Source organism: Salmonella sp. SAL00653 (assembly GCF_046552515.1).
Classification (GTDB): domain Bacteria; phylum Pseudomonadota; class Gammaproteobacteria; order Enterobacterales; family Enterobacteriaceae; genus Salmonella; species Salmonella enterica.
Window position 1 is genome coordinate 120,495 of the sequence record NZ_JBGDTY010000007.1, and the last position, 22,351, is coordinate 142,845.

Annotated in this window: 18 protein-coding genes and 1 pseudogene; 10 read left to right on the plus strand and 9 right to left on the minus strand. The window is 53.9% G+C overall.

Going from position 1 to position 22,351, the window contains the following annotated elements:
• The first annotated feature begins 200 nt into the window (after positions 1–200).
• Entirely contained in the window at positions 201–2,798 is a 2,598-nt protein-coding gene (gene acnB, locus ACLJRU_RS10485; RefSeq protein ID WP_001539008.1) for a bifunctional aconitate hydratase 2/2-methylisocitrate dehydratase, read from the plus strand.
• Between the two features lie 39 nt (positions 2,799–2,837).
• Here the strand turns inward: acnB and ACLJRU_RS10490 are convergent, their stop codons facing one another.
• Positions 2,838–3,302 carry a membrane protein gene (locus ACLJRU_RS10490; RefSeq protein WP_000110435.1) on the minus strand — a complete coding sequence of 155 codons (465 nt, stop codon included), beginning with the start codon at positions 3,300–3,302 and terminating at the stop codon, positions 2,838–2,840.
• A gap of 409 nt (positions 3,303–3,711) precedes the next feature.
• Positions 3,712–4,035 carry a low molecular weight protein tyrosine phosphatase family protein gene (locus ACLJRU_RS10495; RefSeq protein ID WP_001101536.1) on the minus strand — a complete coding sequence of 108 codons (324 nt, stop codon included), beginning with the start codon at positions 4,033–4,035 and terminating at the stop codon, positions 3,712–3,714.
• 270 nt (positions 4,036–4,305) lie between these two features.
• On the opposite strand from ACLJRU_RS10495, the gene yacL reads away from it, so the two are divergent.
• The 5 genes from yacL to ACLJRU_RS10520 all read left to right on the plus strand — a co-directional run bounded on the left by yacL (position 4,306) and on the right by ACLJRU_RS10520 (position 8,874).
• Positions 4,306–4,668, plus strand: coding sequence for a protein YacL (gene yacL, locus ACLJRU_RS10500; protein ID WP_000384308.1), 363 nt, complete (start codon positions 4,306–4,308; stop codon positions 4,666–4,668).
• A 234-nt stretch (positions 4,669–4,902) separates the two neighbouring features.
• Positions 4,903–5,856, plus strand: a complete 954-nt coding sequence (locus ACLJRU_RS10505) for a 2-keto-3-deoxygluconate permease 1 (protein WP_001022091.1) — start codon at positions 4,903–4,905, stop codon at positions 5,854–5,856.
• Positions 5,853–7,124, plus strand: a complete 1,272-nt coding sequence (gene dtnK / locus ACLJRU_RS10510; RefSeq protein WP_001539010.1) for a D-threonate kinase — start codon at positions 5,853–5,855, stop codon at positions 7,122–7,124. The genes ACLJRU_RS10505 and dtnK overlap by 4 nt, the downstream gene beginning before the upstream one ends.
• Positions 7,114–8,097 carry a D-threonate 4-phosphate dehydrogenase gene (locus ACLJRU_RS10515; RefSeq protein WP_001539012.1) on the plus strand — a complete coding sequence of 328 codons (984 nt, stop codon included), beginning with the start codon at positions 7,114–7,116 and terminating at the stop codon, positions 8,095–8,097. Before dtnK ends, ACLJRU_RS10515 begins: the two co-directional genes overlap by 11 nt.
• Before the next feature lie 9 nt (positions 8,098–8,106).
• Positions 8,107–8,874: a DeoR/GlpR family DNA-binding transcription regulator gene (locus ACLJRU_RS10520; protein ID WP_000678257.1), complete on the plus strand. Its 768-nt coding sequence runs from the start codon at positions 8,107–8,109 to the stop codon at positions 8,872–8,874.
• Between the two features lie 29 nt (positions 8,875–8,903).
• On the opposite strand, the gene speD is transcribed toward ACLJRU_RS10520, so the two are convergent.
• The 3 genes from speD to ACLJRU_RS10535 form a co-directional block, all read right to left on the minus strand.
• Entirely contained in the window at positions 8,904–9,698 is a 795-nt protein-coding gene (speD, locus tag ACLJRU_RS10525; RefSeq protein ID WP_001539015.1) for an adenosylmethionine decarboxylase, read from the minus strand.
• 20 nt (positions 9,699–9,718) lie between these two features.
• Complete coding sequence (speE, locus tag ACLJRU_RS10530; protein ID WP_000829968.1) at positions 9,719–10,579, minus strand: polyamine aminopropyltransferase; 861 nt, start codon at positions 10,577–10,579, stop codon at positions 9,719–9,721.
• 106 nt (positions 10,580–10,685) lie between these two features.
• Positions 10,686–11,033 carry a YacC family pilotin-like protein gene (locus ACLJRU_RS10535; protein ID WP_001539018.1) on the minus strand — a complete coding sequence of 116 codons (348 nt, stop codon included), beginning with the start codon at positions 11,031–11,033 and terminating at the stop codon, positions 10,686–10,688.
• Positions 11,034–11,227: 194 nt separating this feature from the next.
• Between ACLJRU_RS10535 and cueO the strand changes: the two are divergent.
• Positions 11,228–12,843 (plus strand): annotated as a pseudogene (gene cueO / locus ACLJRU_RS10540) (multicopper oxidase CueO).
• 77 nt (positions 12,844–12,920) lie between these two features.
• Here the strand turns inward: cueO and ACLJRU_RS10545 are convergent.
• Positions 12,921–15,311, minus strand: a complete 2,391-nt coding sequence (locus ACLJRU_RS10545; protein WP_023234821.1) for a glucose/quinate/shikimate family membrane-bound PQQ-dependent dehydrogenase — start codon at positions 15,309–15,311, stop codon at positions 12,921–12,923.
• 205 nt (positions 15,312–15,516) lie between these two features.
• Between ACLJRU_RS10545 and hpt the strand changes: the two genes are divergently transcribed.
• Positions 15,517–16,053 carry a hypoxanthine phosphoribosyltransferase gene (gene hpt / locus ACLJRU_RS10550; protein WP_000683342.1) on the plus strand — a complete coding sequence of 179 codons (537 nt, stop codon included), beginning with the start codon at positions 15,517–15,519 and terminating at the stop codon, positions 16,051–16,053.
• A gap of 57 nt (positions 16,054–16,110) precedes the next feature.
• Here hpt and can read toward each other — a convergent pair whose 3' ends face one another.
• Positions 16,111–16,773, minus strand: coding sequence for a carbonate dehydratase (gene can / locus ACLJRU_RS10555; protein WP_000651591.1), 663 nt, complete (start codon positions 16,771–16,773; stop codon positions 16,111–16,113).
• 108 nt (positions 16,774–16,881) lie between these two features.
• Here can and ACLJRU_RS10560 point away from each other — a divergent pair, with 108 nt between their 5' ends.
• Both ACLJRU_RS10560 and ACLJRU_RS10565 read left to right on the plus strand, forming a co-directional pair.
• On the plus strand, positions 16,882–17,808 hold the full coding sequence (locus tag ACLJRU_RS10560) for an ABC transporter ATP-binding protein (protein WP_000150625.1): 927 nt from the start codon (positions 16,882–16,884) through the stop codon (positions 17,806–17,808).
• Positions 17,805–18,575, plus strand: coding sequence for an ABC transporter permease (locus ACLJRU_RS10565; protein ID WP_001539026.1), 771 nt, complete (start codon positions 17,805–17,807; stop codon positions 18,573–18,575). Before ACLJRU_RS10560 ends, ACLJRU_RS10565 begins: the two co-directional genes overlap by 4 nt.
• Before the next feature lie 116 nt (positions 18,576–18,691).
• Here the strand turns inward: ACLJRU_RS10565 and ACLJRU_RS10570 are convergent, their stop codons facing one another.
• Together ACLJRU_RS10570 and ACLJRU_RS10575 are read right to left on the minus strand one after the other, a co-directional pair.
• Complete coding sequence (locus tag ACLJRU_RS10570; RefSeq protein ID WP_000794044.1) at positions 18,692–19,771, minus strand: fimbrial protein; 1,080 nt, start codon at positions 19,769–19,771, stop codon at positions 18,692–18,694.
• An 8-nt stretch (positions 19,772–19,779) separates the two neighbouring features.
• Positions 19,780–22,326, minus strand: coding sequence for a fimbrial outer membrane usher protein (locus ACLJRU_RS10575; protein WP_023234822.1), 2,547 nt, complete (start codon positions 22,324–22,326; stop codon positions 19,780–19,782).
• Positions 22,327–22,351: the final 25 nt, after the last annotated feature.

The following is a 22,351-nucleotide window of genomic DNA, read 5'->3' on the forward strand; positions in this document are numbered from 1 at the left end:
ATTAGACCATCCTTAACGATTCAGCTACTTTTTTATGTTGCTTTTTTGTAAACAGATTAACACTTAAAGAAAATCCTGTTATTGTGCCTTATGCGGTACCGGGCATTTACCCTACTAACTACTGTCTCACAGGAGCGTGAAGAGAATCGCCCATCAACAAAAGCGCCGCATTATGACAATGAGAGCGAGGAGATATCGTCGTGCTAGAAGAATACCGTAAGCACGTAGCTGAGCGTGCTGCCCAGGGGATTGTGCCGAAACCTTTAGACGCAACCCAAATGGCTGCGCTTGTCGAGCTGCTGAAGACCCCGCCTGTGGGCGAAGAAGAATTCCTGTTAGACCTGTTGATCAACCGCATTCCTCCTGGCGTAGATGAAGCCGCTTATGTTAAAGCCGGTTTTCTCGCTGCTGTCGCGAAAGGCGACACCACCTCCCCGCTGGTCTCCCCAGAAAAAGCCATTGAACTGCTGGGCACTATGCAGGGTGGTTACAACATTCATCCGCTGATTGATGCGCTGGACGATGCGAAACTGGCGCCGATTGCGGCCAAAGCGCTGTCCCACACCCTGCTGATGTTCGATAACTTCTACGACGTAGAAGAGAAAGCCAAAGCGGGCAATGAATATGCCAAACAGGTGATGCAATCTTGGGCCGACGCCGAATGGTTCCTGAGCCGTCCGCCGCTGGCGGAAAAAATCACCGTCACCGTTTTCAAAGTGACCGGCGAAACGAATACCGACGATCTTTCTCCGGCACCGGATGCGTGGTCGAGACCGGATATCCCGTTACATGCGCAGGCGATGCTGAAAAACGCCCGTGAAGGCATTGAGCCGGATCAGCCAGGCGTTGTCGGCCCCATCAAACAAATCGAAGCATTGCAGAAAAAAGGCTACCCGCTGGCTTACGTGGGTGACGTGGTGGGCACCGGTTCTTCCCGTAAATCCGCGACCAACTCCGTGCTGTGGTTTATGGGCGATGACATCCCGAACGTGCCGAATAAGCGCGGCGGCGGTTTGTGCCTTGGCGGCAAAATTGCGCCTATCTTCTTTAACACCATGGAAGATGCGGGCGCGTTGCCGATTGAAGTTGACGTTTCTAACCTGAATATGGGCGATGTGATTGACGTCTACCCGTACAAAGGCGAAGTACGCAATCATGAAACCGGCGAGCTACTGGCAACCTTCGAACTGAAAACCGACGTGCTGATTGACGAAGTGCGTGCCGGTGGTCGTATTCCGCTGATTATCGGCCGTGGCCTGACCACCAAAGCGCGTGAAGCGCTGGGGCTGCCGCACTCAGACGTTTTCCGTCAGGCAAAAGACGTGGCAGAAAGCAGCCGTGGCTTCTCTCTGGCGCAGAAAATGGTCGGTCGCGCCTGTGGTGTGAAAGGTATCCGTCCGGGCGCGTACTGCGAACCGAAAATGACCTCCGTCGGTTCTCAGGATACTACCGGCCCGATGACCCGCGACGAGCTGAAAGACCTGGCCTGTCTGGGATTCTCCGCCGATCTGGTCATGCAGTCGTTCTGTCACACCGCAGCCTATCCGAAGCCGGTTGACGTCACCACGCACCACACGCTGCCAGACTTCATTATGAACCGCGGCGGTGTCTCTCTGCGTCCGGGCGACGGCGTGATTCACTCCTGGCTGAACCGTATGCTGCTGCCAGATACCGTGGGTACCGGCGGCGACTCCCATACCCGTTTCCCGATCGGTATCTCCTTCCCGGCGGGCTCTGGTCTGGTGGCGTTTGCCGCCGCGACCGGCGTGATGCCGCTGGATATGCCGGAATCCGTGCTGGTACGCTTCAAAGGCAAAATGCAGCCGGGCATCACCCTGCGCGATCTGGTCCATGCCATCCCGCTGTACGCCATCAAACAGGGCCTGCTGACCGTTGAGAAGAAAGGCAAGAAAAACATCTTCTCTGGCCGCATCCTGGAAATCGAAGGTCTGCCGGATCTGAAAGTGGAGCAGGCGTTTGAGCTGACCGATGCTTCTGCCGAGCGTTCCGCTGCGGGTTGTACCATCAAGTTGAACAAAGAGCCGATCATTGAATACCTGACCTCCAACATCGTCCTGCTGAAGTGGATGATTGCGGAAGGCTACGGCGACCGTCGTACGCTGGAACGCCGTATCCAGGGCATGGAAAAATGGCTGGCGGATCCGCAACTGCTGGAAGCCGATGCTGACGCAGAGTACGCGGCGGTGATCGACATCGATCTGGCGGATATCAAAGAGCCAATCCTCTGTGCGCCGAACGATCCGGACGACGCGCGTCTGCTGTCTGACGTGCAGGGCGAGAAGATCGACGAAGTGTTCATCGGTTCCTGCATGACCAACATCGGCCACTTCCGCGCGGCTGGTAAGCTGCTGGATAGCCACAAAGGCCAGTTGCCAACCCGCCTGTGGGTAGCGCCGCCAACCCGTATGGACGCCGCGCAGCTCACCGAAGAAGGTTACTATAGCGTGTTCGGTAAGAGCGGCGCGCGTATCGAAATTCCAGGTTGTTCCCTGTGTATGGGTAACCAGGCGCGTGTGGCCGACGGCGCGACGGTGGTTTCTACCTCTACCCGTAACTTCCCGAACCGTTTAGGTACCGGTGCGAACGTCTTCCTGGCTTCTGCGGAGCTGGCGGCGGTGGCGGCGCTGATCGGCAAACTGCCGACGCCGGAAGAGTACCAGACCTACGTGGCGCAGGTGGATAAGACGGCGGTGGATACTTACCGTTACCTGAACTTCGACCAGCTCTCTCAGTACACTGAGAAAGCGGACGGCGTGATTTTCCAGACTGCGGTGTAACAGAGACGGGCCCGGATTTCCGGGCCCGAATGGCGCTTCTTATTTATTATTACGCTTCACTTCCCGTAGCCCCGGCAAATACGTAATTACCCCGCCCATTATTGCCCCGGCTACAATCGCTGGAATAAGCATAATCAATACTTCACCATATATTAATGGTAGTATGCTTATGTCAAAACCATATCGCGCAAAATTAAACAGCGTCGTGATCAGACCACCTGCAATGGCGCAAAGGATCATCCTGTTAATTATTTTTTGATATAATTTCAGGGGTATCAGCGCGCAGGCGACACCGGTTAACCATGCGGGGAGGAGACTGTATATCCAGCCGGTAATAATCACTAATTCTGGTATTGTTCTGCAGAAATAGAACAAAAATGAGTCTGGTCCGCCAATAATGGCGGGTAAAAAGTTTATGATACCTATCGCGATGGCTGCGCCTATTAACGGCCCAAACAGAATAAACCAACCGCTATGATAAATTATTCGTCGAAATACAGACATAATGTATCCTTCCTGAATTTTCCTTCAACCGTCTGACAAAAAATATAACTCACTACGGCTTCTCTGCTGATATCGCCCATTGCTGGAGCTCAGTTGAAAAGCGCTTATCAAGTAGCCAACAATTTCATGACAACGACCCGGATGATAAGGAAGCGTCTGAAAGACTAGCAGGCGTCGGCGTGGGCAGGGTATTGATGATTTCTGAAAAAACGCCAGAGGGACACCGGGCTGGTAATGCTATAACTGGATGAGGGTCAGCCGTTTTTAACGACTGCGCTCTTCCGGCGCATAATAAAAGGTCATCTAAACGGCGCGCTGCCTGATGTGAAATTTGTCGTCGAGTTTTCGCTTAACGGAGATTAAGTGTATGTAAGCGTGATGGATGATGGACATTTCCTTGCGGCAACGCCTATATCCCCAGCACTTCCGGCACCAGCTCTTCCAGTTGCCTGACCAGCTCAGGGTCCATATAGCGGTAGTCATCGGGGATATCGAGTACGTGCAGGGGCTTATTTTCAATAATACGACGATATTCAGCCATCAACCGGTCTTTATGTTTCTGCTCCATAACGCAGATAACGTCAGCCCACTGAAGTAACCCGCACGACACGCTTTTTTTGGCGTTGCGGCTGGTGCCGGCGGAACGGACGCTAAGGCCGGGATAGCGGCGGAACACCTGCTCCGCCGTGGGGCTGCGCCATTGATTTCGGCTGCATATGAAAAGCACATTCATTAAATAAATACTCTTCCAGATCGCGCTTCGCTAACGGCGAGTGTGTGAATCGTGGAGACTTAATACCCCACGGTGCGGCACGTAGCACTTTGTCGGAGCGCGTGTAGATATATTGAAGCGCTAGAGTGACTTTCTGTATGAATAATAAACTGTTTTGGCATTTTTATTTTATCTTTTGTGCGCCCCGCTGTTTTTCTTTCACCGTGCTGCGATAATTACCTTAAGGCGCAATGCGGTATTGGCGCATTGCCAGGGCAGAGGAAAACAATTATGGATTACGAATTTCTGCGCGACGTTACCGGAGGGGTAAAAGTACGAATGTCGATGGGCCACGAGGTGGTCGGTCACTGGTTTAATGAAGAGGTTAAAGACAACCTCTCGCTACTGGATGAAGTAGAACAAGCCGCGCGTACGGTCAAAGGCAGCGAACGTTCCTGGCAACGAGCAGGGCATGAATACACGATCTGGATGGACGGCGAAGAAGTGATGATTCGCGCCAATCAGCTGGATTTTTCCGGCGATGAGATGGAAGAGGGGATGAGTTATTACGATGAAGAGAGTTTATCCCTGTGCGGCATGGAGGATTTTCTGCGGGTCGTCGCCGCGTATCGGGAATTCGTCAGTAAAGCCTGACCCTCTCTTCGTTATTGTCCCACAACGCCAGTCGACGGACAGTTGGGGGCGGTAGTGGAAACGAAGTCGCCAAACATTCCAGCCGGGAGTATCCCGGCTTTTTTATAGCAGAATGATTTTTTGATTTTTATTAATCATTTTAAAACTGTGATCTGACGCGTTTGTGATCTTAATTTGATTGAATATAATCGTTATGATTTTATTTAATCACAACAAGCAACAGGCGGTAAGACCATGAACATCAAAAAAGCAATAGAGCGCGTACCCGGCGGCATGATGGTCGTACCGCTCGTTATTGGCGCAGTCATTAACACCTTCGCCCCGCAGGCGCTTGAGATCGGCGGTTTTACCACTGCCTTATTTAAAAACGGCGCGGCACCGCTGATTGGCGCTTTTCTGCTGTGTATGGGAGCCGGTATCAGTGTGAAAGCCGCGCCCCAGGCGTTATTGCAGGGCGGGACGATTACGCTCACTAAGTTGCTTGTCGCCATCGGGATTGGCCTGAGCGTGGAGCATCTTTTCGGCGCGGAGGGTATTTTTGGCCTGAGCGGCGTGGCGATTATCGCGGCGATGAGCAATTCGAATGGCGGACTTTATGCTGCGCTGGTAGGCGAATTCGGCAATGAGCGCGACGTCGGCGCTATCTCTATTTTGTCTCTTAATGATGGCCCTTTCTTTACGATGATTGCGCTGGGCGCGGCAGGGATGGCGAACATTCCCATTATGGCGCTGGTGGCGGTGCTGGTTCCGCTGGTTGTCGGCATGATCCTCGGCAATCTTGATCCTCATATGCGCGATTTTTTGACCAAAGGCGGCCCGCTGCTCATTCCTTTCTTTGCTTTTGCGCTGGGGGCGGGCATCAACCTGGAAATGTTACTGCAAGGCGGACTTGCCGGAATTCTGCTCGGCGTGCTGACAACGTTCGTTGGCGGTTTCTTTAATATTCGCGCAGATCGTCTGGTTGGCGGAACTGGCATTGCCGGGGCGGCGGCCTCCAGCACCGCGGGTAATGCCGTTGCGACGCCGCTGGCTATTGCGCAGGCCGACCCTTCGCTCGCCGAGGTGGCCGCTGCTGCCGCTCCGCTGATTGCCGCCTCGGTGATCACCACGGCAATCCTGACGCCAGTGTTGACCTCCTGGGTTGCGAAAAAACAGGCGCGTCAGGCTTCTTTGGAGAAAAATGCATGAAAATGATGGTTATCGCCGATGATTTTACCGGATCGAATGATACCGGCGTCCAGTTGGCGAAGAAGGGGGCGAGAACGGAAGTCATGTTGAGCGCGTCGCAAAAACCGTCCCGCCGCGCCGATGTGTTAGTCATTAACACCGAAAGCCGGGCGATGCCCGCAGATCAGGCGGCATCTGCCGTTTATGCCGCGCTTTCCCCGTGGTGTGAGACATCGCCAGCGCCGCTGGTGTACACAAAAATCGACTCTACATTTCGCGGCAATATCGGCGCCGAAGTGACGGCGGCCATGCGCGCCAGTCAGCGAAAACTGGCCGTTATCGCCGCCGCGATCCCTGCGGCCGGACGCACGACGCTTGAAGGAAAATGTCTGGTTAATGGCGTCCCGCTACTGGAAACCGAATTTGCCAGCGATCCGAAAACGCCCATTGTCTCTTCCCGTATTGCCGAGATAGTGGCGTTGCAAAGTGAGATCCCTGTGTATGAAGTCTTTTTGCAGGATGTCCGACGCGGCGGGTTAAGCGCCTTACTTACGGCTTATGCGGCTGAGGGCGAAGGGATTATCGTCGTGGATGCGGTGGAAGAGCGGGACCTGACGTTGATTGCGCAAGCGGCGTGTGAACAACCGTCGATGCCGCTGCTCGTCGGCGCAGCGGGTCTGGCGAATGCGTTGCCGGTTGAACTTTTTATGCAAGACCGGCAGCGGCTGCCGGTGCTGGTGGTGGCCGGTTCGATGAGCGAAGCCACGCGACGTCAGGTGGATAATGCGCTGTGCCGGGGACGTGCGGAGGTCGTGGATATTGATGCCGCGCGCATGGTGTCGGATAGCGCGGAGCAGGAAATCGCGTCTGTCGTAGAGCAGGCCTGCGCGCTGTTAAGTCAGCATCGACATACGATTTTACGCACCAGCCGTCGCGCAGAAGATCGACAGTTAATCGACGCGTTGTGCGAAAAATCCGCGATGAGCCGTCAGCAATTGGGCGAGCGACTGAGCCAGCGGCTTGGCGTCGTCACGTTAAACATTATCGAGCAGGCGCGGATTGGCGGGCTGTTTCTGACCGGCGGCGATATCGCTACCGCCGTCGCCGGCGCGCTTGGCGCTGAAGGTTATCGCATTCAGAGCGAGGTGGCGCCCTGTATTCCCTGTGGAACGTTTGTAAACAGCGAAATTGACGATCTGCCGGTCATTACCAAAGCGGGCGGATTCGGTTCAGACAGTACGTTGTGTGACGCGCTTTATTATATTGAGGAGATGTATTGTGGAGACTAAAACCGTTGCCATTACCATGGGCGATCCAGCGGGCATTGGGCCGGAAATGATTGTTAAAGCGCTAAGCGAAGACGGTCTCAACGGCGCGCCGCTGGTGGTTATTGGATGCCTCGCAACGTTGAAACGTTTACAGGCGAAGGGCATCACGCCGAACGTCGAGTTACGGGCCATTGAACGGGTCGCCGAAGCGCGTTTTGCGCCCGGCATCATTCATGTGATTGATGAGCCGCTGGCGCAGCCGGAGGCGCTGGAGGCCGGGAAAGTTCAGGCGCAGGCGGGGGATTTAGCGTATCGCTGCGTGAAGCGCGCCACCGAGTTAGCGTTACGGGGCGACGTACAGGCTATCGCTACCGCGCCGCTGAATAAAGAGGCGCTGCACCTGGCGGGGCACAACTATCCGGGCCATACCGAGCTGCTCGCGACCCTGACCCATAGCCGCGATTACGCGATGGTACTTTACACCGATAAACTAAAAGTGATTCACGTTTCAACGCATATCGCGCTGCGTAAATTCCTTGATACGTTAAGTACTGCGCGTGTCGAAACGGTGATTGGCATTGCTGATACTTTCCTCAAGCGTGTGGGTTACGTTAAACCGCGTATCGCCGTGGCAGGCGTGAATCCTCATGCGGGCGAGAATGGCCTGTTTGGCGATGAAGAGACGCGTATCCTGACGCCAGCCATTACCGATGCCCGCGCAAAAGGTATGGACGTTTATGGGCCGTGCCCGCCGGATACTGTATTTCTCCAGGCTTATGAGGGACAGTATGATATGGTGGTGGCGATGTATCATGATCAGGGGCATATCCCGTTGAAATTGCTTGGCTTTTATGATGGCGTGAATATCACCGCAGGGCTGCCGTTTATCCGGACTTCTGCCGATCATGGCACCGCATTTGATATCGCCTGGACGGGAAAAGCAAAATCTGAGAGCATGGCCGTATCGATCAAACTGGCAATGCAACTGGCATAATTCCCTGTTATGAAAGGACAACACCGTCTGGATCTCATTGTGGCGTATCTGAAAAACCATACGCTGGTTACGGTAGAACAGCTGGTTGAGGCGGTTGACGCATCGCCAGCCACTATCCGTCGCGATTTGATCAAGCTGGATGAGCAGGGCGTGATCAGCCGTAGTCATGGCGGCGTGGCGCTGCGGCGTTTTGAACCCGCCCAGCCCACCACCAATGAAAAACAACTGCGATCGCCCGCTGAAAAACGGGCGATCGCACGCGTTGCCGCATCGCTGGTGAATGCTGGCGATGCCGTCGTGCTGGATGCCGGTACGACAATGATGGAACTGGCGAAATGCTTAACCCATCTTCCGCTGCGGGTCATCACCGTCGATCTGCATATTGCGCTGTTTTTATCTGAGTTCCGGCAAATTGAAGTGACGATTGTCGGCGGTCGTATCGATGACAGCAGTCAGTCCTGTATCGGTGAGCATGGGCGCAAGCTGTTGCGCAGCGTTTACCCGAACATCGCGTTTATGAGCTGTAATTCATGGGGGGTAAAAACGGGCGTGACGACCCCAACGGAAGATAAGGCCGGGCTTAAACAGGAGATTATTGCTAATGCGCAGCGCAAAGTGTTGCTGGCGGACAGCAGTAAGTATGGCGCGCATTCGCTCTTTAATGTGGTGCCGCTTGAGCGCTTTAATGACGTGATTACCGACGTCAATCTGCCGCCGTCAGCGCAGGTTGAACTGAAAGGGCGCGCTTTTGCGCTAACGCTGGTGCAGCCGGAGTGACAGCGCCGTCAGGCGCTGTCAGTGATGAATCAGACCGCAGAAATATTGCGGCCGTAGTAAATCTCGCGCATCTCTTTCCACAGCGCGGCGGTGATCTCCTGGCGTTCGGTTTCAGTGAGATCTTCCGGTTTGGTGTGAAACATGTAGTGCTTAAGATCGAACTCTTTAAGCAGCATCTTGGTATGGAAAATATTTTCCTGATACACGTTTACATCCACCATGTCATACAGCGACTTCATATCTTCCGACATAAAATTCTGAATAGAATTAATCTCATGATCGATAAAGTGCTTCATACCGTTGACGTCGCGCGTAAAGCCGCGCACGCGGTAATCGATGGTGACAATATCGGACTCTAGCTGGTGGATCAGGTAATTGAGCGCTTTTAGCGGTGAAATCACCCCGCAGGTTGACACTTCGATGTCGGCGCGAAAGGTGCAAAGCCCGCCTTCCGGATGGCTTTCCGGATAGGTATGCACACAGATATGGCTCTTATCGAGGTGCGCCACCACGGTTTCCGGCAGCGGGCCGGGATGTTTGGTTTGGTCGATAAGTTTCGGGTCGACTGGCTCTTCGCTCACCAGAATCGTGACGCTGGCGCCCTGGGGTTCATAATCCTGTCGGGCGATGTTCAGGATGTTCGCGCCGATAATGGAGCAGGTCTCCGACAGGATCTCGGTCAGTCGGTTGGCGTTATAGAGTTCATCGATATAGGCGATATAGCCATCGCGCTCTTCTGCGGTTTTGGCGTAGCAGATATCGTAAATACAAAAACTCAGGCTTTTCGTCAGATTGTTAAAGCCATGCAGTTTCAGCTTTTTCAATTTTTATCACCTCCTTAACGTCACTGTGCGGACAGTGCGTCATGTAGATATTGCGGTAGCGCAAATGCAGCGGCATGAATAGCCGGGTTGTAATAGCGACATTTGAGGCCGGCGGCATGAAAACGCGCCTGAATAATTTCGCTCGACAGGTGACGAAGAGCGTCGTTGTCCGTCGCCCAGGCGAAGGTCATGATGCCGCCGTAGTAGGTCGGAATCGCCGCCTGGTAGAAGCCGACATCGCTGAAGTAATGACTCAGCTTTCGGTGGCTGTCGAGCGCTTCATCCTGTTGCAGGAAGCACACGCCGTTCTGGGCAACAAAAATGCCGCCCGGATTCAGGCAACGCTTACAGCCTTCATAAAAGGCGGAGGTAAACAGGCTTTCGCCAGGGCCTATCGGATCGGTACAGTCGGAAATGATCACATCAAAGGTCTGATGGGTCTGATTGACGAAATTCACGCCGTCGTCGATCACTAGCGTAAAGCGCGGATCGTCGTAGCTGCCGGCATTGTGGTTGGGTAAATACTGGCGGCAAAACGAGACTACGCCAGCGTCTATCTCTACCATGGTGATGGTTTCGACGTTTTTATGCCGGGTGACTTCACGTAGCATTGCGCCGTCGCCGCCGCCGATAATCAGAACGTGTTTCGCATGACCGTGCGCCAGCAGCGGGACGTGGGTCATCATTTCATGATAAATAAACTCGTCGCGTTCGGTGGTCTGTACCACGCCGTCCAGCGCCATCACGCGGCCAAAAGCGGCGTTTTCAAAGATGATTAAATCCTGGTGATCGGTTTTTTCATGATACAGAACGTTGTCTACGGCAAAGTACTGACCAAACTGGTCGTGTAGCGTTTCATGCCACATCGTATTTTCGGCCATTGGCTGATACCTCCATTGTTAACACCCGTAAAAAAAGGGCGCAACATCATAGCTAACAATGACCGTGGATGCACGGTCATTATTTCAGCAATAGGATCGCGGAGGATTATTTAACGTAGGCTAACAGGCTCAGAGAATCGCGGGCCAGAGCTTTGCATTTTTTAGCGACCGGAATACCGATGCCGCTAAGATCGCGGTAGCTGTCTTCGCCCAACGATTTCATATCGAAGGTGTCGTAGTTACTCAGGTCCCACTGATTTTGCTGGGCAAAAAAGACCAGCGCACGCCGAATCTGACTGTTGGGTAAATTTGGGTAACCACAGTCATTTTTCAGAAAAACGAAAACCGCCGTTAAATCGGCCATATCTTCAGCTTCGGATTCAGTAAGCGCATAGCTATTTGCGCATAAGGCCATCAGGCTGCCAAACAACACGGGTCTGAAAAACGTCTTCATTGCTTCTACCACGGCATCAGGGAAAGTCAACGTTAGCATACTGAGAACGTAGCGACGACTTTTATTATCAGGATTGGTCGCGGCGTTTTCATTCTTATTGTATTGCTGTCAGGAATGTAAAGACGTGTTGCTGGCTTGACCTTCCCGTTAGGGCAGGGTCTAAGCTTAGACACCCGCCTGTTCATTATAAGGAAATGATTATGTTACGCCGTGATTTCTTAAAATATTCAGTGGCGCTGGGGGTTGCATCAGCGCTGCCGCTGTGGAGCCGCGCCGCTTTTGCCGCCGAACGTCCCGCGTTGCCTATTCCTGACCTGTTAACGGCAGATGCGAGCAACCGTATGCAGTTAATTGTTAAAGCCGGACAGTCCACATTCGCCGGTAAGAACGCGGCAACCTGGGGCTACAACGGTAATTTGCTGGGGCCAGCGGTACAGCTTCACAAAGGAAAAAGCGTGACCGTTGATATCCATAACCAACTGGCCGAAGACACGACGCTTCACTGGCATGGTCTGGAGATTCCGGGCATCGTCGACGGCGGCCCGCAGGGGATGATTCCCGCAGGCGGAACCCGCACGGTGACGTTTACGCCGGAGCAACGCGCCGCGACCTGCTGGATTCATCCGCACAAACACGGCAAAACCGGGCGCCAGGTGGCGATGGGCCTTGCCGGGCTGGTGCTGATTGAAGATGACGAGATTCGCAAATTGCGCCTGCCGAAACAGTGGGGCATCGACGATGTGCCGGTGATCATTCAGGACAAACGCTTCTCCGCCGATGGCCAGATTGATTATCAACTGGATATTATGACCGCCGCCGTCGGCTGGTTTGGCGATACGCTGCTGACCAATGGCGCTATCTATCCGCAGCATTCCGCGCCGAAAGGCTGGCTACGTCTGCGCTTGCTAAATGGCTGTAATGCGCGCTCGCTGAATATCGCCGCCAGCGATAATCGCCCGCTTTATGTGATCGCCAGCGACGGCGGCCTGCTGGCGGAGCCGGTGAAAGTCACCGAACTGCCGTTATTAATGGGCGAGCGTTTTGAAGTGCTGGTGGATATCAGCGACGGGAAAGCCTTTGATCTGGTGACCCTGCCGGTCAGCCAGATGGGAATGGCGATCGCTCCGTTTGATAAACCGCATCCGGTGATGCGTATCCAGCCGCTGCGGATTACCGCCTCCGGTACGCTGCCGGATACGTTGACGACGATGCCGGCGTTGCCGTTGCTGGAAGGGCTGACGGTGCGCAACCTGAAACTGTCGATGGACCCGCGTCTTGATATGATGGGGATGCAAATGCTGATGAAGAAATATGGCGCTCAGGCGATGAGTGGCATGGATCATGACAGCATGAACGCGCATATGCAGGGCGGCAATATGGGGCATGGCGAGATGGATCATGGCAACATGGATCACAGCGGGATGAATCATGGCGCGATGGGCAATATGAATCACGGCGGAAAATTCGACTTCCATAACGCTAACTTTATCAACGGCCAGGTCTTCGATATGAACAAACCGATGTTCGCGGCGCAAAAAGGCCGACATGAACGTTGGGTGATTTCCGGCGTGGGTGACATGATGCTGCATCCTTTCCATATTCACGGCACGCAGTTCCGATTTTGTCAGAGAACGGCAAAGCGCCAGCGGCGCACAGAACGGGCTGGAAGGATACGGTACGCGTTGAGGGCGGTATCAGCGAAGTGCTGGTCAAGTTCGATCACGACGCGCCGAAGGAACATGCCTATATGGCGCACTGTCATCTGTTAGAACATGAAGATACGGGAATGATGTTAGGATTTACGGTCTGACCGATGTCTGCGACGCAGGCCGGGTAAGGCGAAACCGCCACCCGGCACAATGCCCGGCATACGCCGGGCATTAATGGTTATTTCGCGTCGTCAGGCAAAGCATAGGCCACGATATAGTCGCCCATCTTCGTACCAAACGAACCGTGGCCTCCGGCAGAAACGACCACGTACTGCTTACCGTTTACCTCATAGGTCATCGGCGTTGCCTGGCCTCCGGCGGGTAAACGTCCCTGCCACAGTTTTTCCCCGTTGCTCATGTTATAAGCGCGCAGGTAGTTGTCGGCGGTCGCGGCAATGAACAGCACATTACCGGCGGTTGAGATTGGCCCGCCCAGCATGGGCATCCCCATGTTGAATGGCACCGGAACCGGCATCGGGAACGGCATACTGTCGCGCGGCGTCCCTATACGTTTCTTCCACACGATTTCATTGGTCTTCAGATCCAACGCGGAAATATAGCCCCAGGCCGGTTGTTTACACGGCAGGCCAAACGGCGAAAGGAACGGATTCAGCGTGACGCCGAATGGTACGCCGTACTGTGGCTGAATACCCGCTTCTGTACCAGTACCTTTCGCGTCTTTCGGCGGCTCCATTGGATTGCCAGGCCCGCGGGGAATAAGTCTGGAGACAAACGGCAGCGCCATCGGGTTAGCGATAGCGACCTGACGGTCTGGATCGACGGAAATACCGCCCCATTCAAACATCCCCAGGTTGCCAGGGAATACCAATGTCCCCTGCTCGGACGGCGGGGTGAAGATACCTTCATAGCGCAACTGGTGGAACATGACGCGGCACACCAGTTGGTCGAACATGGTCGCGCCCCACATATCCGCGCCGGAGAGATCTTTTTTCGGGCGGAAGGTTAAATCAGAGAACGGCTGAGTTTTGGCGACGTAATCGCCTTTTGCCGCGCCCTGCGGGACCGGTTTTTCCGGGGCGGGCACGACCAGCTCGCCATTACGTCTGTCGAGCACAAAGATATTACCGGTTTTCGCTGGCGCATAGATAACCGGAACGGTAGTACCGTCAACGGTAATATCCGCCAGCGTCGGCTGTGCCGGCAGGTCCATATCCCACAGATCGTGATGGACGGTCTGATAACTCCAGGCCAGTTTCCCGGTGGTGGCATTCAGCGCCAGGATGGAGCTGGCATAACGCTCCTGCTCCGGCGTGCGGTTACCGCCCCAGATATCCGGCGTGGTCACGCCCATCGGCAGATAGACCAGATCCAGTTTCGCATCATAGGCGGCAGGCGCCCAGGAGTTCGGCGAGTTAAAGGTAAAAGCGTGCTCATCGGCTGGAATCGCGTTCGGATCTTTCGCCCCCGGATCGAAGGCCCACATGAGTTTACCGCTATTAACATCAAAACCACGGATAACGCCGGACGTTTCGCGGGTAGAGAAGTTATCCGTGACCGAACCGGCAATGACAATTGTTTTATCGGTGATAATCGGCGGCGACGTCGGTTCATACAGTCCCGGCGTGGTATCCGGCATATTGGTTTGCAGATTCAGGACGCCTTTGTTGGCGAAGGTTTCACACAGCTTGCCGGTTTCGGCATTCACCGCGAAAAGGCGACCGTCGTTGACCGGGAGGATAATACGGCGCGGACAGTCGGCGATGACCTCCGGCGAGGCGGTATCCGCTTTGGCCTCATGATAAGAGACGCCGCGGCAGGTCACATGCTGGAAAGACGAATCGGTCTTCAACTGAGGATCAAAATGCCACTTCTCTTTACCGCTGGCGGCGTCCAGCGCGAACAGACGCTGGTGAGCTGTACACAGATAAAGCGTATCGCCGACTTTAATCGGGGTCACTTCGTTGGTGATTTCGCCCGGATCGTTGGGTTGTTTCAGATCGCCGGTGCGGAAGACCCACGCTTCTTTCAGTTGGTGAACGTTATCCGCAGTGATCTGTTTCAGCGGCGAATAGCGTTGGCCTTCCTGATTACGTCCATAGGCCGGCCAGTCTTCGTCGGCGATCGACGAACTTGTTGCGGCGGGCGTGGCGTTGGCGCGAAGCGTACCGTTGATCTCCTGCGGGTCGTTGAAGCCAGCCCAGGTCAGAATGCCGCCGCTAATCAGCAGCGCCACGACCAGCGCCGCCACTGCGCCGCTGGAAGGAACCACCAGCCGATGCCAGACAAACGGCAATATTAGCCAGATGCCGAAAAACACCAGGATATCGCTACGCGGCGTGAGCGCCCAGAAGTCGAACCCGACTTCCCACACGCCCCAAATCATTGTCGCCAGCAGCAGGGCGGCATACAGCCACAGTGCGGCACGTTTACTGCGCCATAGCAATCCGGCCACAACCAGCATCACGAGGCCCGCGATGGGGTAGTACCAGGAACCGCCAATAGCAACCAGCCAGACACCTCCGATAAGAAGATACAGCCCACAAAGTGCTGCAAAGAGGGCCGTCAGCGTCACGAGTAATCGTGGCGATCGTGCGTTATTTTCTGCCATAAAAAGACACCATCCCAAATTGTTAATTTTTTAGTAGCAATTAAGTATAGGAATTAACATGTGTGATCGTCATCACAAAATGAGCTTTCTTATCAAATGCCGCGAATGAATACGTTTGCTGTTATACTGCGTGCCTTGCGCGTCAATGCGGCGTTATTAGTCACCGGCATTGAGTGATTTGTTTTTAAATCATATGGTTATAAATATGAAACATACTGTTGAAGTCATGATCCCCGAAGCGGAGATCAAAGCACGTATTGCCGAGCTGGGTCGTCAGATTACCGAACGTTATAAAGACAGCGGCAGTGAAATGGTGCTGGTAGGTCTGTTGCGTGGCTCATTTATGTTTATGGCGGACCTGTGCCGTGAAGTCCAGGTTCCTCATGAAGTCGATTTTATGACCGCCTCCAGTTATGGTAGCGGCATGTCCACCACACGCGACGTGAAAATCCTCAAAGATCTGGATGAAGATATTCGTGGTAAAGACGTGCTGATTGTCGAAGACATTATTGATTCCGGTAATACGCTGTCGAAGGTCCGTGAAATCCTGGGCCTGCGCGAGCCGAAATCGCTGGCGATTTGTACGCTGCTGGATAAACCGTCTCGCCGCGAAGTGGACGTGCCGGTTGAGTTCGTTGGCTTTTCGATTCCGGACGAATTTGTAGTCGGTTACGGCATCGACTACGCCCAGCGTTATCGCCATCTACCGTATGTCGGTAAAGTGGTGCTGCTGGACGAGTAAGCGCAGAAATGCCGGATGGCGTCGCTAAAGCGACTTATCCGGCCTATAGCTAATGGCTTATTGGTGGGGAATGTATTTCAGACTTAGGGCGGAAATACCCTTATGATAGCCGTTCTCCAGCGTTTCTCTGTTGGTGGCGGTGACGTCAAGATCGCGCAGCAGGCCATCATTGATACTGTACGCCCAGCCGTGAATGGTCACATTCTGACCGCGTTTCCACGCTGACTGCATAATGGTGGAATGCCCCAGGTTATAGACCTGTTCCATGACGTTCAATTCATAGAGCGCGTCCAGACGTTGCTCTTCGGGCATTTTTCCCAACAGCGAGCTATGTTTAAGCCAGATGTCGCGGATATGCAGCAGCCAGTTATTAATCAAGCCCAGCTCAGGGTTTTCTACCGCAGCCTTGATACCGCCGCAACCGGAGTGGCCGCAAATGATAATATGCTCAACTTCCAGAACATCTACCGCATACTGAACCACGGAGAGACAGTTCAGATCGGTGTGAATAACCAGGTTAGCCACATTACGGTGAACAAACAATTCGCCCGGTTCAAGCCCGGTTAAACGCTCTGCGGGAACGCGGCTGTCGGAACATCCAATCCATAGAAAGCGCGGTTTTTGCGCTTGCGCCAGTTTCTCAAAAAATCCGGGGTCCTCTTCCACCAGCATTTTTGACCATAGTGCATTGTTGCTGATGAGTGTATCTATGTCTTTCATGGAAGTTAACGACCTGTAACCAAATAAGTGCGTTGGGCTAATATAGGGCAACTCCGTAATTATTTAAACCATATATAAAGTGTAAGAACGTAAAGTAAGTGAGAATTTATGACCATTGCGCTGGAACTTCAACAACTTAAAAAAACCTATCCCGGCGGCGTTCAGGCGCTGCGCGGCATAGATTTGCAGGTCGAAGCGGGGGATTTTTACGCGCTTCTGGGGCCAAATGGAGCAGGGAAATCGACCACCATCGGTATTATCAGCTCATTGGTTAATAAAACGTCCGGGCGCGTTAACGTTTTTGGTTACGACCTGGAAAAAGACGTGGTTAACGCCAAGCGACAGCTTGGACTGGTGCCACAGGAGTTTAACTTTAACCCGTTTGAAACGGTGCAACAGATCGTAGTGAATCAGGCCGGTTATTACGGCGTGGAGCATAAAGAGGCGGTTTTACGTAGCGAAAAGTATTTAAAACAGCTCGATCTGTGGGAAAAACGTAATGAACGTGCGCGGATGCTCTCTGGTGGGATGAAACGCCGCCTGATGATCGCCCGCGCATTGATGCATGAACCTAAACTATTGATTCTCGACGAGCCGACGGCGGGCGTCGATATCGAATTGCGTCGCTCGATGTGGGGATTCCTGAAAGACTTAAACGCCAAAGGCACCACCATTATTCTCACCACCCACTATCTGGAAGAGGCGGAAATGCTGTGCCGCAATATCGGTATTATTCAGCACGGCGAGCTGGTGGAAAATACCTCCATGAAAAATCTGCTTTCAAAGCTGAAATCGGAGACGTTTATTCTGGATTTAGCGCCAAAAAGCCCGCTACCTAAGCTTACGGGTTATCAATATCGTCTGGTGGATACCTCGACTCTGGAGGTGGAAGTGTTACGCGAGCAAGGGGTTAACAGCGTCTTTAGTCAACTGAGCGAGCAGGGGGTTCAGGTATTAAGTATGCGTAATAAAGCCAACCGTCTGGAAGAACTGTTTGTGTCGCTGGTGCATGAAAAACAAGGAGATCGCGCATGATGCAGCTTTACTGGGTTGCCCTTAAAAGCATCTGGGCGAAAGAGATCCACCGCTTTATGCGGATCTGGGTGCAAACGCTGGTGCCGCCCGTCATCACCATGACGCTCTATTTTATTATTTTCGGCAACCTGATTGGTTCGCGCATCGGCGAAATGCATGGTTTTAGCTATATGCAATTTATTGTGCCGGGCCTGATTATGATGGCGGTCATTACTAACTCCTACGCGAATGTCGCGTCGTCATTTTTTAGCGCCAAGTTTCAGCGCAATATTGAGGAGCTGCTGGTCGTGCCGGTACCAACGCACGTGATCATCGCCGGATTTGTCGGCGGCGGCGTAGCACGCGGGCTGTGCGTGGGGATTCTGGTGACGGCGATTTCGCTCTTTTTCGTGCCTTTCCAGGTGCATTCCTGGGTATTTGTCGCGCTAACGCTGATTCTGACCGCGATTCTGTTCTCGCTGGCCGGACTGCTGAACGCCGTGTTTGCGAAAACCTTTGACGATATCAGTCTGATCCCGACCTTTGTGCTGACGCCGCTGACCTACCTCGGCGGGGTATTTTACTCGCTGACGCTGCTGCCGCCGTTCTGGCAAGGGCTGTCGCACCTGAACCCGATCGTCTACATGATCAGCGGTTTCCGTTATGGTTTTCTGGGTATCCATGATGTGCCGCTGGTGACAACGTTTGGCGTATTGGTGATCTTTATCGCTGCTTTCTATCTGCTGTGTTGGTCGCTGATCCAGCGCGGGCGCGGATTGCGCAGTTAAGCGCTGACTGGGGAGATGGGGCGTTGGGTTGCGCTTCGCTTCACTTCATCTACGGGTCCGTAATATCAATGGGTTACGGGTCGGTAGGTGAGGCTTGTCGAAACCCAACGCTTCTCTCAGCGAATCTGAATCTCCAGCGTGGCGGTAGCCTGGTATTCTCCGGTGTGGGGAACATGTCCGGTGGTATTGACCGGCGCGGCGGTGAACTCGGTGCTGCCTTTACCGTCTGTGTAATCTTCAATCGGCAATTCGGCGCTACCGCCGGGAACGATGGTCTTATCGTATTTATCGGAAATCCGTATCCCCAAATTCTCATTGTCAGTTTTCAGGTAGTCCGGGTTGTGCGGATCGGTTGCGCCATTTAATGACATTGACAGGTTGGTGCCGTCCGCCACGTTGCTACAGGTAAAGTTTACCTGAGTGGTGACGTGCGAGTTCTGCGGACTGTCGCCGAGATTACGAATATCTTTGCCCTCAATATCCGGTAGCCTGACCTCGATAACCTGCCCGGCGTTGATGGAGCAGGACTGTGGCACGGTAATGGTCCCGGACATGGTGACGTGCGCCATCGGTGGAACGGAAGGGGGAATATTATCTCCGCTGCTGCCCGGCGTTTTTGACAAATAGAGATTCATAATCGTCGTCTCAGGAATGGTGATTTCACCTACCAATGGGTGAGTAATATAAATACGCACGTTACCCTTATTCCCTGCGGACATTTTGTTTATGTCCGCGCCCGTACACCCGCCTGCGGTGGGGTCCTGATTACTGATCGCTGAAAAGGGAACGGGGATATACTGTTTCAGGTTACCGACGATGTAGGTTTCCGTACCAATCTCCAGCTTACCCGCGACCAGAACATAAAAATCCATCTGTTGCCCATTGCTACCCGCTTCGCTGTACGTTCCTTTTTGTGTTAAATCGCCGGTCGTGGCGGTGAAATAGTTAACGCCCTGATAATCTTTATTATCGCAGTCGCACCTGGCGCTGTATTCGCCGCCGACCGACCAACTCTCTTTGACTATTTTCCCTGCCTGGTTCTCATCCGTATCGGTAATGGTCTGGTCAAGGGGAAAAAAGAAATTATGCGTGCCGCTGGTGGGTTGACACCAGCCGCTTCCGTTGCCCATCGTTCCGTCTGCCAGCGCATGGCCTGAAAATAGCGACAGCGCCAGCAGCATCCATAAATTCTTCATTGTGTTCCTCACTGGCAGACGGCGTTCGCCATCACTATGCCGTTCATATTTTTGCTGATATCCAGGCGGTAATCCGCGCGGCAAGAGGCGCTTCCCCAGTTCACCAGCAGCAGGCCCTCTTCCGGCAGGCCGCTGAGGAAGACCTGGCCTTTATCGCCGACGATACTGGCCAGGTTCGCATCCTGCCCATCGACGCTTGCCGTCGCGCCAAAGGGCACGGGCTCGCCATTGCTGCGCGTCAGCGTTAACAACACGCGATAGCCCTTATGCGTGTCATACGCCGCGCGCACCACCGCATTACGCGTCGGGTAGACGGTCTGGTTGTTGAGCGGAATATCCACGTTGTCAGCAAACGTGCTGCTGTCGAGCGAGATATCGTAGCGATAATACGGCGTGACGTTGGGGATCACCGTATAACCCCGGAAGTCGGTGGCGACGCCGGTCTGGTTTTCAACCGAAACGCCGCTGGCGCCGGGCGCTTTAATTAAAATCGCCGCGCCGGTAATCGGCTGGCTCAGGGTAATACCGTTTTCGTGCGCCAGAATGCCGCCGCTGATGCCGTAGCTGACTTGTTGGCTATCTGGCGACTGATTGTAACCGGCGTTGAGGTTGGCATAAGTGCCTTTATAGCTGGCGTTTACCCCGCCGGAATCACCGTCTTGTGTGCTGTGGCTTTGCTGTAACGACCAGTTCAGGTTTCTGTCACGCAGCGCGGTGCCGCTAAGGGTGGTGCTGTTTACCGTGGCATCGTGCTTACGCGTGTTCAGCATATAGCTGGCGTATAGCCTGGAATCGAACACCGTAAACGGAACGTGCAGCGACAGCGTGAACAGCCGATCGTTCTGGTTATAACGATCGTCGTCGTTGTCATCATCGTCATTGTCCGAACGGTACTGGTAGGTGTTTTTGTTATAGCTGTAGCTCAGCGTATAGCTCACCGGACCCCAGCTATTGTTGTAGCTGGCGCTCAGGGATTCCATCTGCTGCGCGCTGTGCCAGTAATCTTCTTTGACCCAACTTAGCGTTAAGGAACCGAGCGTATTGCTAATTTGCTGGTTGACCGAAGCTTCGAAACGATTATGGCGCTTGCCGTAGTTATCATAAAAATCATCGTCCGGGCTGATCACCTCGCTCAGCGAATTGTAGTTTTCGCTGGCGTAACGATAGCCGGCCAGCGAAAACGTGGTGCCCGTACTGACGACGCCCTTGCTGTAGCGGACGCGCCAGGATTGCCCGATTTCTTTGCGGCCATCGTCAAATTTGGCGTGCGACCAGATGCTGTCCAGGGAAATGGCCCCCAGCATCTGCATATTTTGCCCGACGCCGAAGGCGACGGACTGGTATTTATCGCCGGCAATCTGGCTGCCGCCGTACAGGGTGATGCCCCACGGCAGGCCGTACAGCAGGGTCGCCTGGCCGAAGTCGTCCAGCGTGTGGTTGTTATAATCGCGGTATTTACCCACGGTCACGCTGTATTTTGCCCGTCCGGTGCGCTGCAGAATCGGCAGCGAAGAGTAGGGCACGATAAAATGCTGTTCGCTGCCGTCGGCTTCTTTTACCGTTACGTCATAGTCGCCGTTGCTGCCGGTGGGAAACATATCGTTGATTTCAAATTCGCCCGGCGAAACGGCGGTCTGATAGGCGATATAGCCGTTTTGCCGCACGATAACCTGCGCGTTTGAGCGGGCAATGCCGCGAATCGTCGGGGCGTAACCACGCTGGCTGTTGGGCTGCATTTGATCGTCAGAGGTGAGCTGGAGGCCGCGAAAAGGTACGCTGTCGAACACGTCGGATGGCGTATTGCTGTCTCCGGCGGTGAACTGGCTTTTCAGCGCGATAATGTCGCGCTGTAAATAGTTATAAACGCTGTTCCAGCTACCGCTCTCGCCGTTATTTGAACTCCAGTTACTGTAGTTGCGAAAACGCCACGGCCCGAGGTTAAAACCCGGCTGGAGAGCGAGATACTTCGATTCCGCATCGTCGGAATCCTCGCTGGAACCGTACTCTTTATAGCCGCTGAAGCTGTAGTTCAGCATCAGCGCGGTAATCCCCTCCTGCCACTTTTCCGGCGGTACGTAGCCGCGCGCGTTGTTGGCGATGTAGAGTTGCGGGATGCTTACTGATAATGCCTGTCGCTGAAAATCAAACCGCTGGCTGGCGCCGAGGATAACGTTGAGATCGACGCAGCCTTTTTCACTCTCCAGCGTTGGAAAAAGGTCGGTTTTGACGCCGTTATCTTTTAGTTCCTGGAGCCGTAAACAGCCCTGTAATGCCTGTTGACCGTCACTGAGCGTCGCGAGTTGAAAATCAACGTTTCGTGTGCCGATTTCTGTTTTATTGATATTGATAGTGACGTAATAGGTGCCAGGCAGCTGGCTTTTGTCGTTATCAAATGTCGACAGATCGACGCTTGTGCGATTCGCCTGCCCATGGTTTTCAATAAATGCCGGATTGAAATAGTCGCGCGCCCATGCAACGCGTGTGAACGTGCTGCCCAGCGCGATACACACAGCGCAGCGCGATAAATAAAATACCCGGTGTTGCCTTTTGCGCATCGGCACTCTCATCCCTGTCACTCTT

Coding starts and splice junctions, on each gene's coding strand:
- ACLJRU_RS10490 (WP_000110435.1), bottom strand. CDS start 3,302: ATGTCTGTATTTCGACGAATAATTTATCATAGCGGTTGGTTTATTCTG.
- ACLJRU_RS10495 (WP_001101536.1), bottom strand. CDS start 4,035: ATGAATGTGCTTTTCATATGCAGCCGAAATCAATGGCGCAGCCCCACG.
- yacL (WP_000384308.1), top strand. CDS start 4,306: ATGGATTACGAATTTCTGCGCGACGTTACCGGAGGGGTAAAAGTACGA.
- ACLJRU_RS10505 (WP_001022091.1), top strand. CDS start 4,903: ATGAACATCAAAAAAGCAATAGAGCGCGTACCCGGCGGCATGATGGTC.
- dtnK (WP_001539010.1), top strand. CDS start 5,853: ATGAAAATGATGGTTATCGCCGATGATTTTACCGGATCGAATGATACC.
- ACLJRU_RS10520 (WP_000678257.1), top strand. CDS start 8,107: ATGAAAGGACAACACCGTCTGGATCTCATTGTGGCGTATCTGAAAAAC.
- speE (WP_000829968.1), bottom strand. CDS start 10,579: ATGGCCGAAAATACGATGTGGCATGAAACGCTACACGACCAGTTTGGT.
- ACLJRU_RS10535 (WP_001539018.1), bottom strand. CDS start 11,033: ATGAAGACGTTTTTCAGACCCGTGTTGTTTGGCAGCCTGATGGCCTTA.
- ACLJRU_RS10545 (WP_023234821.1), bottom strand. CDS start 15,311: ATGGCAGAAAATAACGCACGATCGCCACGATTACTCGTGACGCTGACG.
- hpt (WP_000683342.1), top strand. CDS start 15,517: ATGAAACATACTGTTGAAGTCATGATCCCCGAAGCGGAGATCAAAGCA.
- can (WP_000651591.1), bottom strand. CDS start 16,773: ATGAAAGACATAGATACACTCATCAGCAACAATGCACTATGGTCAAAA.
- ACLJRU_RS10560 (WP_000150625.1), top strand. CDS start 16,882: ATGACCATTGCGCTGGAACTTCAACAACTTAAAAAAACCTATCCCGGC.
- ACLJRU_RS10565 (WP_001539026.1), top strand. CDS start 17,805: ATGATGCAGCTTTACTGGGTTGCCCTTAAAAGCATCTGGGCGAAAGAG.
- ACLJRU_RS10570 (WP_000794044.1), bottom strand. CDS start 19,771: ATGAAGAATTTATGGATGCTGCTGGCGCTGTCGCTATTTTCAGGCCAT.
- ACLJRU_RS10575 (WP_023234822.1), bottom strand. CDS start 22,326: ATGCGCAAAAGGCAACACCGGGTATTTTATTTATCGCGCTGCGCTGTG.